General features: G+C 70.0%; 13 protein-coding genes. 7 read left to right on the top strand and 6 right to left on the bottom strand.

What is annotated here, in order from left to right:
* Nucleotides 1-67 precede the first annotated feature (67 nt).
* From galE to GGQ59_RS03595, 4 genes are read left to right on the top strand one after another with little or no spacing between them, the layout of a single operon-like run.
* Complete coding sequence (gene galE, locus GGQ59_RS03610; RefSeq protein ID WP_183815884.1) at nucleotides 68-1,066, top strand: UDP-glucose 4-epimerase GalE; 999 nt, start codon at nucleotides 68-70, stop codon at nucleotides 1,064-1,066.
* Nucleotides 1,063-1,500, top strand: a complete 438-nt coding sequence (locus GGQ59_RS03605) for a VanZ family protein (protein ID WP_183815881.1) — start codon at nucleotides 1,063-1,065, stop codon at nucleotides 1,498-1,500. The genes galE and GGQ59_RS03605 overlap by 4 nt, the downstream gene beginning before the upstream one ends.
* The gene (gene kdsB, locus GGQ59_RS03600) at nucleotides 1,497-2,243 is read left to right on the top strand and encodes a 3-deoxy-manno-octulosonate cytidylyltransferase (protein ID WP_183815879.1); all 747 of its coding nucleotides are present in this window, start codon (nucleotides 1,497-1,499) and stop codon (nucleotides 2,241-2,243) included. The genes GGQ59_RS03605 and kdsB overlap by 4 nt, the downstream gene beginning before the upstream one ends.
* Nucleotides 2,240-3,097 (top strand): alpha/beta hydrolase fold domain-containing protein, encoded by an 858-nt coding sequence (locus GGQ59_RS03595; RefSeq protein ID WP_183815877.1) that lies wholly within the window; start codon nucleotides 2,240-2,242, stop codon nucleotides 3,095-3,097. Before kdsB ends, GGQ59_RS03595 begins: the two co-directional genes overlap by 4 nt.
* On the opposite strand, the gene GGQ59_RS03590 is transcribed toward GGQ59_RS03595, so the two are convergent.
* Together GGQ59_RS03590 and GGQ59_RS03585 are read right to left on the bottom strand one after the other, a co-directional pair.
* Nucleotides 3,067-4,782 (bottom strand): EAL domain-containing protein, encoded by a 1,716-nt coding sequence (locus tag GGQ59_RS03590; protein WP_183815876.1) that lies wholly within the window; start codon nucleotides 4,780-4,782, stop codon nucleotides 3,067-3,069. The genes GGQ59_RS03595 and GGQ59_RS03590 overlap by 31 nt on opposite strands.
* Before the next feature lie 124 nt (nucleotides 4,783-4,906).
* Nucleotides 4,907-5,767, bottom strand: a complete 861-nt coding sequence (locus GGQ59_RS03585; protein ID WP_246408244.1) for a glycosyltransferase family 2 protein — start codon at nucleotides 5,765-5,767, stop codon at nucleotides 4,907-4,909.
* 50 nt (nucleotides 5,768-5,817) lie between these two features.
* Here GGQ59_RS03585 and GGQ59_RS03580 point away from each other — a divergent pair, with 50 nt between their 5' ends.
* Genes GGQ59_RS03580 through GGQ59_RS03570 form a run of 3 tightly spaced genes read left to right on the top strand, consistent with a single transcriptional unit; the run spans nucleotide 5,818 to nucleotide 9,270 of the window.
* Nucleotides 5,818-7,443, top strand: a complete 1,626-nt coding sequence (locus GGQ59_RS03580; RefSeq protein WP_183815875.1) for an ArnT family glycosyltransferase — start codon at nucleotides 5,818-5,820, stop codon at nucleotides 7,441-7,443.
* Nucleotides 7,440-8,906, top strand: coding sequence for a glycosyltransferase family 39 protein (locus GGQ59_RS03575; RefSeq protein ID WP_183815874.1), 1,467 nt, complete (start codon nucleotides 7,440-7,442; stop codon nucleotides 8,904-8,906). Before GGQ59_RS03580 ends, GGQ59_RS03575 begins: the two co-directional genes overlap by 4 nt.
* 52 nt (nucleotides 8,907-8,958) lie before the next feature.
* Complete coding sequence (locus GGQ59_RS03570) at nucleotides 8,959-9,270, top strand: RcnB family protein (protein ID WP_183815873.1); 312 nt, start codon at nucleotides 8,959-8,961, stop codon at nucleotides 9,268-9,270.
* A 20-nt stretch (nucleotides 9,271-9,290) separates the two neighbouring features.
* On the opposite strand, the gene efp is transcribed toward GGQ59_RS03570, so the two are convergent.
* The 4 genes from efp to GGQ59_RS03550 form a co-directional block, all read right to left on the bottom strand.
* Nucleotides 9,291-9,854, bottom strand: coding sequence for an elongation factor P (efp, locus tag GGQ59_RS03565; RefSeq protein WP_183815871.1), 564 nt, complete (start codon nucleotides 9,852-9,854; stop codon nucleotides 9,291-9,293).
* The gene (locus GGQ59_RS03560) at nucleotides 9,851-10,420 is read right to left on the bottom strand and encodes a DUF6580 family putative transport protein (protein ID WP_183815869.1); all 570 of its coding nucleotides are present in this window, start codon (nucleotides 10,418-10,420) and stop codon (nucleotides 9,851-9,853) included. The genes efp and GGQ59_RS03560 overlap by 4 nt, the downstream gene beginning before the upstream one ends.
* Before the next feature lie 400 nt (nucleotides 10,421-10,820).
* Nucleotides 10,821-11,927 (bottom strand): head GIN domain-containing protein, encoded by a 1,107-nt coding sequence (locus GGQ59_RS03555; protein ID WP_183815867.1) that lies wholly within the window; start codon nucleotides 11,925-11,927, stop codon nucleotides 10,821-10,823.
* 75 nt (nucleotides 11,928-12,002) lie between these two features.
* On the bottom strand, nucleotides 12,003-12,749 hold the full coding sequence (locus tag GGQ59_RS03550) for a YebC/PmpR family DNA-binding transcriptional regulator (protein WP_183815865.1): 747 nt from the start codon (nucleotides 12,747-12,749) through the stop codon (nucleotides 12,003-12,005).
* Nucleotides 12,750-12,777: the final 28 nt, after the last annotated feature.

The following is a 12,777-nucleotide window of genomic DNA, read 5'->3' as shown; positions in this document are numbered from 1 at the left end:
TGAATACGGGACCCGAAGGCCAGCGGCAGTCGGCTCTCCAAAAGCGGAACCGTCAGGGAGGCGGCGCGTGACGACAGCAGTCATCGGGGCAGCCGGCTACCTCGGCACGCAGATGCTTCTCTGCCTTCAGGACGAAGGCCGCCCAGCCGTGGGCATCGACGTTTCGGGCGCCCTCGTGCCCGCGCTTTCGACCGTTCCGTTCGTGCTGGTCGGGCGAGACGACCCCACGCGCCTCGCGACGGCGCTGACTGAGCATGGGGTCACGCAGATCGTGCACTTCGCCGGCGGGTCGGGCGCCGTGGACCTATCGGTCAGCGATCCGCTCGCCGAGTACGAGGACACGCTGATCCGCACCCTCACCGCTACGCGCGCCGCCGTCGAGGCGGGGGTGGACCGGCTCGTCTTCTCGTCGACCGCCTCGGTCTACGGCGTGCCCGACCGGATGCCCATCGCGGAGGAGACGGCGCTCCGCCCCATCTCGCCGTTCGGCGCGGCCATGGGCATGGCGGAGCGGGTGGTCGCGGACGCCTCTCGCGCGGCGGGCATTCGCGTCGCCACGCTCCGCTACTTCAACGTCGCGGGCGCCGACCCCGCCTTGCGCGCCGGGGAGACGGGCCGTCCGCGCCACCTGATCCGCGCGGCGGCGCAGGTCAGCGTCGGCACCCGCAAGGAGCCCTTGCGCATCTACGGCGACGACTACGAGACGCCCGACGGCACGCCGATCCGCGACTTCCTGCACGTCGCCGACATGGCGGAGGCGCACCTCGCCGCGCTCGACTACCTCTGCGAGGGGGGCCGGTCGGTGGTCCTCAACTGCGGCTACGGCGAAGGGGCCTCCGTCCGCGAGGTCGTCTCGGCGGTGGCCCGCGTCACAGGACGCGCTCTTCCCACCGTCGTCGCCCCGCGGCGTGCGGGCGATCCGCCGCAGCTCATCGCCGACGACGCGAAGGTCCGAAGCACGCTGCGCTGGACGCCGCGCTTCAACGACCTGGACCTGATCGTGCGCAGCGCGATCGATTGGGAAGCCGCGCAAGAAGACGCCCCGGGGCGGCAGGCCGCGGAGTGACGCCCCTTTCCGCCGAGACGCGCCGACGCGCACGCCTGACCCTGCGCGCGGCGACCTTCGCGCTCGCCGCCATCGTCCTCGTCCTCAGCCTGATGCCGGACCCGACCGAGGCGACGGGCGGGACCGACCCGGGGGTTCTGATCTCGCGCTTCTTGTTCGGCACTGCGGCTTACGGGGACAAGGTGAACCACTTCATCACCTATGGCGGCCTGAGCGTCGTCGCCTCGCTCGCCTTCGGCCGCCACCGCGACGCCGCCGCGCTGACCCTCGGCGCGCTCCTTCTTTATGGCGGGGTGATCGAAGTGCTCCAGGCGATGGGCGGCGTGCGCCAGGGCGACCTTCTCGACCTCACCGCCAATGCCCTCGGCATCCTCGCGGGGGGCGGCGCGGCCGCGGCGCTTCGCACCCTCCTACCCCAGTACAGGCTGTCGTGAGCGCGCGGGCTCTGATCGTCCTGCCCGCCCGTTGGGGCTCGACGCGCCTGCCGGGCAAGCCGCTCCTCGACCGGACGGGCAAGCCGCTGATCCAACACGTCTGGGAGGCCGCTGTCGGCGTGAAGGACGCAGACGTGCTGGTCGCGACGGACGACGAGCGCATCGCGGCGGCGGTTCGCGGCTTCGGCGGCGAGGCGGTGATGACCGATGCCGGGCACACGACGGGCAGCGCCCGCATCGCCGAGGCCGCGCGAGGGACGGGCGCGGGCATCGTCGTCAACCTTCAAGGCGACGAGCCGGAGGTCGACCCGGGCGCCGTCGAGGCGTTGATCGAACTGCACGCCAAGACGCTGCGCGGGGATCGCCCCGCCTTCGTCAGCACCCTCGCCGCCCCCTTCCCGGCCGACGCCGATCCAGCCGACCCCAACGCGGTCAAGGTCGCGCTTTCCCAACCGGACGAGGACGGCATCAGGAACGCGCTCTACTTCTCGCGAAGCCGGATTCCCTATCCCCGCGGCGCCGCCGCCTATCACCTTCACATCGGCCTTTACGCCTACACCCCGGAGACGCTTCAGGCCTTCGCGGCGACGCCGCCGACGCCGCTCGAAGGCGCCGAGAGCCTGGAGCAGCTCCGCGTTCTCGAGACGGGCGGGCGGATCGCGGTCGGCTTGGTCGAGGGGGCCGCGGCGGGCATCGACACGCCCGAGGACTACGAGACCTTCGTCTTGAGGACGACCGGGTGACTGAGGACGAGCTTCGCGGTCTGATCGAGGCCCACCCCGTCGAAGGCGACGTCGCCGCGATGCGGACGGGCTTCGCGGCGCTGGCGAGGGCCGCGGGACCGGTGGACCTCAGCGGCCTCGCTTTGTCCGAGAGCACGCTCGGGCCCCTACGCACGCTGGAGGTCGTCCCGAAGGGCACGGCGAGAACGCCGATCGTTCACCTCCACGGCGGCGGCTACGTCTTCGGCAGCCCGGAAAGCCATCTGGCGCTCGGCGTGCACCTCGCCCGGGCGGCGGGGCGGCGCGTGATCCTGCCCGCCTATCCGCTGGCGCCCGAGGAAGCCTGGCCAGCGCAGCGCGAAGCGGTGCTGGCGGGCGTCGCCACGCTTCAAAGCACGTTCGTCCTTTCGGGCGACAGCGCCGGCGGACACCTGGCCCTCGCCTGCGCGCTTCACGGTGCGAGGCCGGATGCTCTCCTGCTCTTCTCGCCCAATACGAGCCGAGCCTATGGGCGCAGCCGCAGTCGCGGGAACCCGGACGATGCGATGAACGCGCACGCGCAGGACGACAGGCTGGCGGCGATGGCGTTCGGAAGGTCGCGTGCGGCGGACCCCGATCAGACGCTGCTCGAGAGGAACCTCAGCGGGCTGCCGCCTACCTTCTTGGACCTCGGCTCAGACGAGATCCTGCGCGACGAGGGCCTTCGCCTCGCGCAGCGTGCGGGCGAGGACGGCGTTCGCCTGACCCTTCGCCTGCGGAGCGGCTTCCACATGATCCAGCTGTTCGCGCAGGGCTTCGCCCCTGGGGCCCGTAGCTTGGACGCGGCGGGGGCGTGGCTGCGCGCTCACGACGCGGCCCTCGCGCCGGGGGCCTGACGCAAATCTGCGGACCATTCGGGGTGCGCCTCGGGCTTTCCGATCAAGAAGCCCTGCAGGTAGTCGACGCCGAGGCCCTTGAGGAGCATCGCGTCGGTCTCGTTGTCCACCCACTCGGCCACGGTCTTCATCTCGAAGTTCCGGGCGAGGTCGAGAAGGGTGCGGACGAACAGCTGATTCTCGCGGCTGGAGCTGACGCCGGTGACGAAGGACCCGTCGATCTTCAGGACGTCGATGTCGAGCGCCTTGAGGTTCCGGAAGCTCGTGTAGCCGGCGCCGAAGTCGTCGATCGCGAAGCGGCAGCCGAGCGACTTGATCTCGGAGACGAACTCGACCGACGCCTCGATCGCGTCCACGGCCTGCGTCTCGGTCAACTCGACCGTCAGTCGGTCCGCGAGGTGACGGTTGGCGCGGAGATGCGCGATGTAGCCCTCGGCCCAGAGCGGGTCCTTCACCGTCTCCCAAGAGATGTTCACGTTGAGCGCGATGCCGGGCGCCTTCACCAGCGCCTCGGTCGCGAGCTCGAGCACGCGGCGGTCGAGGAGGTGGACGAGGCCCAGGCGTTCGGCCGCAGGAATGAAGGCAGGGGCCGGGATCTCTTCGCCGTTGTCGCCGCGCATGCGGATCAGGCACTCGTACTTGGTGTAGGCGTTCGGCCCCTCGGTCAGATCGGTGACGATCGGCTGATAAGCGAGGTAGACGCGGCGCTGGTTGAGCGCGGTCAGGATCACGTCCGACATCTCGGTGTTCCGGCGCCGTGCGGAGGTCATCTCCGTCCGCTCGGAGAAGGCGGACCAGGACGAAGGACCGGTCTGACGCGCGGCGTCGAAGGCGGCGTCGGTCATGCCCATGGCCGCCTCGGCGCTCTCGACCTCCGTGCCGAGCGTTGCCGCCCCGACGCAGACCGAGACGGCGACGCCGCCCGCGCTGGTCGAGACGACGCTCTCGCGCATCGCGTTGAGGATCGCGACCGCACGCTCGCGCACGGTCTCGCCCTCGCCGAGGCGCAAGATGACGCCGAACTTGGTGCCTGCCACCCGGCCGCATAGGCCGCGCTCGCCTACGACGCCGGACAGGCGCTCGGCGACGGCGATGATGACCTGGTCGGCCACGTCGAACCCGAAGCCTGCGTTGATCGCGCCGACATCGTCGATTCCGACGAGGAGGTAGGCGATGGAAGACCCGTCATGGGCTTCCTTGAGAGCGTCTTTCAGCTCTTCCTTGATCCGGGCACGGTTGAGGGCCCCGGTGAGGTCGTCATAGGCGGCGAGGTAGGACAAGCGCGCCTCGCGCTTCTTCTGCTCGTCGATGCGTCGGACGACGGCGATCAGGCGCTCGGTCGCGCCGAACTGCATCCAGGTGCCGCGTTCCTCGACCCAGCGGGGCGCGAGGTTCCGCCCCGTCTCGTCCCGGGGATAGAGCGCGTACTCGACGGCGTAGGACCCGCCCGAAGCGCGCGCTTCCTGCACCGCGGCCTCGCGGCGCAGCGCGTCTTCCGGGTTCAGAAGATCACTGAAGACGCTGTAGTCGGTTAGGGTGCTGCCGCCCAAGACCGCTTCGGCGCCGCTCGGGTCCGCCCAGCGAAGTGCGCCTTCGGCGCCCGCGTCGTACTCGAACATGGCTTGACCCGCCGCTTCGAGCGCAAAGCGCACCGTATCCGGACCTACGGCCTGTGCGTCCTTCATTCCGAGCCCCTGCCCATCCGCCCGGGAGCCCGGGCCGCGAGGTGACCCTTTAGACAGGGGGCCGTAAAGGAACGTTGAACCGATGCTAGAGTCGCGAAGCGCCGCCGGAGCGGGCGGCGCCCCCTTACGCTTCCTCGATCCGCTCGGGGCTGCGGCCCCTCGCGAGGAGCCAGGTCACGCCCATCAGGTCGCGGGCCGCGACCGCAGCCCGGCCGAGATTCGTATACTTCGAGACGCCCGCGGTCCTCGGGCGGTGGGAGACCGCCGCGAACTCGACCTCGAACCCTTCGCGCCGCATCAGCGCGGGCAGGTAGCGATGCAGGTGATCGAAGTAGGGAAGGCGCAGGAAAGCGTCCCGCCGGAACACCTTGAGACCGCAGCCGGTGTCCCCCGCCCCGTCCTTGAGAAGCGCCTGCCGGAGCGCGTTGGCGGCTCGCGAGGCGACGAGCTTCCGCCGGGTGTCCTGGCGGCCTTGCCGCTCGCCCGCCACCATCGCGAGGAGGGGCGGTGCGTCCGCCCGCGTCAGCTGCCTGTAGAGGGCGGGCACGTCCGCAGGCACGTTCTGTCCGTCGCCGTCCAGGGTCGCGATCAGCGGCGCACGGGCACCGAGGACGCCCGTGCGCACGGCACGGCTCTGCCCTGCGTTTCGGGCGTGGACGAGGACGCGGAGCGGCGCCTCCGCCTTGGCCGCGACGAGCTCTTCCCGGGTGCTGTCGGTCGAGGCGTCGTCGACCGTGACGATCTCGAAACGAAGCTCGGGAAGCGAGGCGGACAACGCCGCCGCGATCTCCCGGACCAGCCGGCCGGCATTTCCGGCCTCGTTGTACATCGGAAGCACGACGGAGAGGTCCGGCGCCTCGCGCGCGGCGGGCTCGGCGTCGAAGAGCGGCGCGGGCACACCGGTGGGGGAACGGGGCGGGGTCATGCCGCCATCAAGCATGCGCGCGCGCGCCTGACCAGCGCGCAGGCGTCGGGCGCTTTCCATGCAGGGTCGCCGCCGCTACGCCCCGGCCGCGGGCAAGCGTCGGAGGAGACATGTCGGGGGCGGACCGAAGGAGCACGCTTCGCGACCTCTTCCTCGTCGCGCTCTTCGCCGCGCTGAGCGGTCTGTCCGGCCTCTTCGTCGTGCCGCCCCTCGACCGGGACGAGAGCCGTTTCGTCCAAGCGACGACGCAGATGATCGAGACGGGCGACTACGTCCGCATTCGTTTCCAGGACGAAGAGCGGAACAAGAAGCCGGTCGGCATCCACTGGCTCCAGGCCGCAAGCGTGAGCATGCTCGCCGACGTCGAGGATCGCCCCCTCTGGGCGTACCGCCTGCCGAGCCTGCTCGGCGCGGTGCTCGCCGCGCTCTTCACCTATTGGGCGGGCTGTACCCTCTTCGGCAGGCGCGCAGGGATCGTCGCCGCGCTCCTGCTTGCGAGCGCCCCCATCGTCGCGGCGGAGGCGTCGATCGCGAAGACCGACGCCGCGCTCCTGGGCGCCGTCTGCTGCATGCAGGCCGCGCTCGCTTCGCTGTGGGCGAACCGTAAGGGCCGGCTCGGTCCCGCTCTCGGCTTCTGGATCGCGCTCGGCGCCGGGGTTCTGATCAAGGGGCCGATCGCACCGCTGATCGCCGCGCTGACCGTCGGTACGCTCGCGGTCGCGGGACGGCGCAGAGGCCTCGACTGGCTTCGCCGCCTGCGGCCCCTGACCGGCCTGCTCGTCCTCGGCCTGATGCTCGCGCCCTGGTTCGTCGCCATCGGCGTCGTCACCGACGGGCGCTTCTACGCGGAGGCCATCGGCACGGACATGCTCGGCAAGGTCGGCGCCGCGCAGGAGAGACATGCGGGCCCGCCGGGCTATCATCTCCTCCTGCTGCCGCTCCTCTTCTGGCCTGCAAGCCTCGTCCTGCCGGCAGCGCTGCGCTGGGCGGCCGGCGCGCGCGCGGCGCCGAGCGTCCTCTTCTGCCTCGCCTGGCTCGTTCCCGCCTGGCTCGTCTTCGAACTGTCGAGCACCAAGCTGCCTCACTACCCGATGGTGGCCTACCCCGCCCTCGCCCTCCTGGCGGGCGGGTTCCTGACCAGCGGGCGCCTCGCGGACTTCAAGCGGTGGCGGTGGGGCAGCGCGGTCCTCTACGCGTTGGTCGGGCTCGTGGCCGCCGCGGCTGGCCCCGCCCTCCTCGCCCAGTACCGGACCGGCGGCGTTCCGGCCTGGTCGTTCGGTCTTAGCGGTCTCGTCCTCCTCGGAACGCTGGGCGCCCTCCTGCTGGCAAGGACGGCCCCCCTTCGCGCTGGCCTCGTCGCTTCGGCGACCTCGGCGGGCCTCGCCTGGGTGCTCTTCCAAGCCGTCCTGCCGAGCCTCGACGTCCTCGCGGTGAGCCCCCGCCTCTCCGCCTTCCTCGAGAGCGAAGGCGTTCACCCCCGCCTCGACGGCGCGCCCGACGTGTCGCTCGCCGGTTACAGCGAACCCTCGGCCGTCTTCCTCCTCGGCACGACCACGCGGCTGACCGACGGGGCGGGCGCGGCGGTCTGGCTGGGTACGTCCGGCCACGTCGCGGTCGTCGAGCGTCGGGCGCTTCCCGATGTGACCGAAACCAGAGCGACCGTCCTCGGCAGCGTGACCGGGCTCAACTACTCGAACGGAAAGACGGTGGAACTGATCGTGCTGAGGGCTGAGTGACGGATCCAGCGACCGGAAGAAACAGCCTCTCGCCGCTCGCGGTGGCGCTGGGCGTGACTGTGGCTGTCACCGCTGCCCGCCTCGTCCTTCTGCCGCTCTACGAGACCGCTCTCGGACCGGACGAGGCGCAGTACTGGTTCTGGTCCCGATCGCTCGACTGGGGGTACTACTCGAAGCCGCCGGTCATCGCGTGGCTGATCGCGCTACCCACCGCCTTGTTCGGCGATCACGCCTGGTCGGTCCGGCTGTTCTCGCCCATCCTGATCGGCGCTACCGGCCTCTTTCTGTTCGGCACGGCTAGACGCCTGTCAGGCCCGACCGCGGGCTATTGGGCCCTCGTGCTTTGGCACTTGATGCCGGCGGTAATGCTCGGCGCCACCATCATTACGACCGACATACCGCTTCTCGCCTGCTGGTCGGCGGCGCTCTACGCCCTGGTTCGACTGACCGAGGTCGGCGCGCCGCGCTACCGGTGGGGGGCAGCGCTCGGTGCCGCGCTCGGCCTCGGCCTCCTGTCCAAGTACGCCATGATCTACTGGCCGCTCGGACTGCTATTGGCCCTACCCTTCACGCCCAGGCTGCGATCCGCAGGGGTTGGCCCCTACGCGCTCGCCTGCACGATCGCGGCCCTCGTCTTCGCGCCCAATGTCGCATGGAATTTGAGCCACGGGATGCAGACGGTCGGCCATACCGCGGACAACGCCTCTTGGTCCGGCGGTCTGCACTGGGACGAACTCGGCGACTTCCTCGCAGGGCAGATCGGCGTTTTCGGTCCGCTCACCTTTCTCGCCCTCTTGGCCCTACTCGTCCGAAGGCCCCGCTCGGCTCTGTCGAACGCTGGGTTCCTCCTCGCCTTCATCGTCCCGCCGCTCGCGCTGATCTGCGCGCAGGCCCTGCTGTCGAGGGCCCATGCCAACTGGGCGATGACGGCCTACCCCGCCGCTACAGTTCTTCTGCCGATCTGGCTCGGGCGGGCCCGGTGGGTTCTTCCGAGTAGCGCCGCCCTGCACGCCGTCGTCGGGCTCGTCTTCACGGTCGTGCTTCTCCACCTTCCTCTTGCCGATGGCCTCGGGCTCTCGAACGTGGTGAAGCGCCTTCGGGGGTGGGACGAGACGGCTGCCCAAGTCGCGCGGGCGGCGGCGGGGTATGACGGGCTGCTCCTGGACGACCGCGAACTTGCCGCGCACCTCGTCTGGGAGCTTCGGGCATCGAACACTCCCATCCGCGTGCTCGATGTCGGCGGCGGGCTCGACAACACCTACGAGTACGCCTTGCCCTATCGACCTGCGCCTGGCGACAGGTTCCTCCTCGTCACGCAGAACGACATCACCGCTGCGCCCTATCAGGTGTTCGGCACCATCCTCCCCGTCGGCGAGGTCTTTGTGGACCTAAACGCGACGCGCCGCGGTCGTCGTGAACGCACGTTAGACCTTTGGGCAGCCTCCGACCCGAGCGCGCCCTAACCTCGCCGCGAGCCTGCGGCACGGTCCCGCCTTCGCAAGAAGAGGGGCAACCATGCGAACGCTACTGATGATCAGCGCCGCGCTGACGGCGCTCTGCGGTTCGGCCGCCGCGGCCGGGCCGAAACCCTGCCCGCCCGGGCTCGCGGACAAGGGCTGCACGCCGCCCGGTCAGGCGAAGAAGTACGCTGTCGGCGCGCCTCTGCCGTCAGGCTATCCTTACGTGCGTGACCGGCGCGCCTACCGCTTGCCGCCCCCGCCCGAGGGCCATCGCTACGCCAAGGTGGATCGGGACATCGTTCTGGTCGCCGAAGCGAGCCGGAAGGTGGTCGAGGTCGTCGCGATCATCGACGCCCTGGGAGACTGACACCGATGAGGCGGGCGGCTTCAGTCCGCCCGCTTCACGTACTCCATCGTCTCGGTGTTCACGACGATCTTCTGCGGCGTCGAGATGTGCGGCGGCACCATGACCCGCAGTCCGTTCTCTAGGATCGCGGGCTTGTAGGAGCTCGAGGCGGTCTGCCCCTTCACGGTCGGCTCGGTCTCGGTGATCTCGAGCGTGACCTGCTCCGGCAGCTGAACGCCGATCGGGCGACCCTCATGGCTCTCGACCACGACCGCCATGCCGTCCTGCAGGAAGGCGCGGCGCTCGCCGACCAGGTCCTGCGGAATCGAGACCTGCTCGTAGCTCTCCGTGTCCATGAAGACGAGCATGTCGCCTTCCTCGTAGAGGAAGGTGTGGTCCTTCTGCTCGAGGCGGACGCGCTCGACCGTCTCCGAGGCCCGGAAGCGCTCGTTGAGCTTGCGGCCGTCGAGGAGGTTCTTGAGCTCGACCTGCGCGTAGGCGGGGCCCTTGCCGGGCTTCACCGCGTCGGTCTTCACCGCCACCCACAGGCTGTCCTGGTGTTGGATGACGTTGCCGGGGCGGATCTCGTTGCCGTTGATCTTCATGCTGGAGTGGCTCTTTGAGTGAGGCGGACGCCGCCGCGCTCCGCGAGCGCCGCGCCGCCGAACAAGGTCAGGGCGAAGAGGACGTCGCCGATCAGCGACGCCCGGAAGAAGGGCAGGCCCGCCGCGTAGGACGTCAGGAGGCCGGCGGGACCGGGGGCGTAGAAGTCGCCGAGCGCCCATACGGCCGCGTTGGTGACGAGGAAGAAGGCGAGCGCGCCGCCTAGGGCCGCCAAGGGCGAGAAGGCGAAGGCCCGCCCGGCACGCGCTGGAAGGAACCGTGCGAGAAGCGCAGGGGCGAGCAGCATCGCCCATACGATCCCCTGAAGGGCGGGGTCGTAGCTGAAGCCGCTGAGGAGGCGCCCGAGCACCGCGTCCGAGACGATCAGCACGGTGAGCGAGAGCAGCGCGCCGACCCAAGCCCGCCCGGTCGCCCAGGCTGCGAACAGAGAAAGCGCCGCGACCGGCGCGACGTTCGGCATGTGCGGCAGCACGCGCCACGAGACGGCCAAGCCCGCGAAGGCGAGGACGAGCAGTGCGGCTTGCCGGGAAGGAGCGCGAGCGGTCATGGCGCGCTCCTGCCAGAGGGGGCGGGGCCTCGCAAGCGGCCCTGCGACTTCCAGGGGCTTGGCGCGGCGAGCGCTCGTCCTGCCTTCGCGCTGATGATTGCTCACTCATTCGTGCCGCCCGAGCACGACTGCATTGCACCGCAGCAACGAATCTATTTGTGACGAGGTCTTACAGGCGCTACACGAACGCCAACGAGCCGCCCGGTCAGAGGTGGCCGGGAGGAATCGGCCCCCGCGGGCCCGCAGCCTTCTCTGGCGCGGGTCCGCGATGAGGGTCGCAGTCACGACCAACTTCGCTTCACGCTTCGGCCAAGACGCATGTCGGGGCCTGCCTCATATCGAGACAGGCCTGCCCCCCATACAACTCGGCGGGCCGTAAGGTTCCCGGCCCCTGCCGGTCCTAGTCGTCGCCGTACCGACGGCCTGCGACCCGGATGCCGTCGCCGCGCGCGTCGACGGCCCCTTCGGCCTCCGCGACCTCGATGTCGCCGGAGCCCCGTGCGCGCAGGACGGGCGAGATGGCGGTGCCGCCGAACTCGATGTCACCGGAACCAGTCAGGGTGGCCTCGAAGGGATCGGCACGACCGTCACGGAGCGAAACGTCGCCCGAGCCGCGAAGTTCCACGCTGACCGCGCCGTCCACGCGGCCGACTTCGATGTCACCTGACCCGACGAGCGCAACGTCGAGTGCGCCCGTCTCGCGAACGCCGACGTCGCCCGAGCCTCGCAAGGACAGCGCGGTCGCGCCGCTTACCGCTCCTAGCGTCACGTCGCCGGAACCTTGAAGCTCGATACGCGCATCGCCGTTCACGGCGCCCCCTACGATGTCGCCCGAGCCCTTCAAGGTGAGCCGGGCCGTGCCGGCGTCCCCGAAGGCCACGTCGCCCGAGCCGAGAAGGTCGACCGCCGCGTCCCCCTCGATCGCGCCGAGCTTGATCTGACCGACGCCCGACAGGGTCACCGCGGCACTCTGCGCATCGCCGAGGTCCGCGACGAGATAGGTGTTCGGCCCCAGGCTAAGCGCCCCTGCCGCTGCCCCTTCCCCCCGTAGGCGCAGAGCCGAGTCCTCCACCGTGAGCGCCGTACCCCGCGGCGCCCGGATCGCGATGACGGGATAGTCCTCGAGCAGCCTTGCGAAGGCGGGGTCCTCGCCGTCCTCCCGGACGATGGTCCGCCTGCCCATGTCGATGCGGATCGGGCCGACGCCGAACCCGCCCTTGGCGTAGCGTTGATGCTCGGCCCAGAAGTCGTCCTCGTCGATCGCGTCCGGCCCTTCGATCTCGATCCTATCGCCGTCCTGACGCACCGTCAGAGGGCGGGTGTTCCCGTCCGACAGAGCGACGCGCACGTCCTCCCCATCGTCGAAAGTGACGGTGACCGTCCCGATCGCATCCTCGATCGAGACGGTGTCGGCATCGAAGCGCTGGACGTTCTCCCGCTGAGCGGCGACGGCGGCAGCGCAGCTCAGCGCGAGGGGAACGGAAAGGGTGAGAAGAAGCGGCTTCATGAGGTGACCTCCTGCGACGGCCCGCCGCAGGTAGGAACGCGGTTCCTTATCGACAACCGATAAGGACAGCGAAGGTCAGCCGCCGAGGCGCTCAGCCGCCTCGTCCGACAGCTCGAAGTTCGCGTAGACGTTCTGCACGTCGTCGAGATCGTCCAGAGCGTCGTAGAGGCGCATCATCGTCTCGGCTTTTTCAGGCCCGAGTTCGATCGTGTTCTGCGGCCGCCAGTCCGGCCCCGCCTTCTCGGGCTCGCCGAAGCGGTCCTGCAACGCGGTCGCGACCTCGTTCAGGTCCTCGAAGGCACAGTAGACGCGGTGGCTCTCGTCCGAGGAGACGACGTCGTCAGCCCCCGCCTCGATCGCAGCTTCCAGGACCTCGTCCTCCGAGCCGATCTCGGCCGGATACTCGACGAGGCCGACCCGGTCGAAACCGAAGGAGACCGAACCCGTCTCGCCGAGGTTCCCGCCGTTCTTGGAGAAGCCGCTGCGGACCTCGGACGCGGTCCTGTTGCGGTTGTCGGTCAGGGCCTCGACGATGATGCCGACGCCGTCCGGGCCGAAGCCCTCGTAGCGGATCTCCTCGTAGTCGTCGCCCTCGCCTGCCGTCGCCTTGCTGATCGCGCGCTCGATGTTGTCTTTCGGCATCGAGACGGCCTTGGCGTTCTGGATCGCCAGCCTCAGGCGCGGGTTCATGTCAGGGTCGGGCGCGCCCATCTTGGCGGCGACGGTGATCTCCTTCGACAGCTTGGAGAAGAGTTTGGACCGCTTGGCGTCCTGACGGCCTTTGCGGTGCTGGATGTTGGCCCATTTGGAGTGGCCGGCCATGGGATGCCTCCGGGTGTGAGGGGTAGGC

The organism is Parvularcula dongshanensis, assembly GCF_014199615.1.
GTDB classification, from domain to species: Bacteria; Pseudomonadota; Alphaproteobacteria; order Caulobacterales; family Parvularculaceae; genus Parvularcula; species Parvularcula dongshanensis.
Note: the sequence above shows the minus strand (reverse complement) of the source record. Positions and strands in the feature narration are given on the sequence as shown.

Bases quoted from the DNA above. Each gene is read 5' to 3' on its own strand.
- efp (WP_183815871.1), bottom strand. From the start codon at position 9,854: ATGAAGATCAACGGCAACGAGATCCGCCCCGGCAACGTCATCCAACAC.
- GGQ59_RS03580 (WP_183815875.1), top strand. From the start codon at position 5,818: ATGTCGGGGGCGGACCGAAGGAGCACGCTTCGCGACCTCTTCCTCGTC.
- GGQ59_RS03555 (WP_183815867.1), bottom strand. From the start codon at position 11,927: ATGAAGCCGCTTCTTCTCACCCTTTCCGTTCCCCTCGCGCTGAGCTGC.
- GGQ59_RS03585 (WP_246408244.1), bottom strand. From the start codon at position 5,767: ATGGAAAGCGCCCGACGCCTGCGCGCTGGTCAGGCGCGCGCGCGCATG.
- GGQ59_RS03590 (WP_183815876.1), bottom strand. From the start codon at position 4,782: ATGAAGGACGCACAGGCCGTAGGTCCGGATACGGTGCGCTTTGCGCTC.
- GGQ59_RS03560 (WP_183815869.1), bottom strand. From the start codon at position 10,420: ATGACCGCTCGCGCTCCTTCCCGGCAAGCCGCACTGCTCGTCCTCGCC.
- GGQ59_RS03550 (WP_183815865.1), bottom strand. From the start codon at position 12,749: ATGGCCGGCCACTCCAAATGGGCCAACATCCAGCACCGCAAAGGCCGT.
- GGQ59_RS03570 (WP_183815873.1), top strand. From the start codon at position 8,959: ATGCGAACGCTACTGATGATCAGCGCCGCGCTGACGGCGCTCTGCGGT.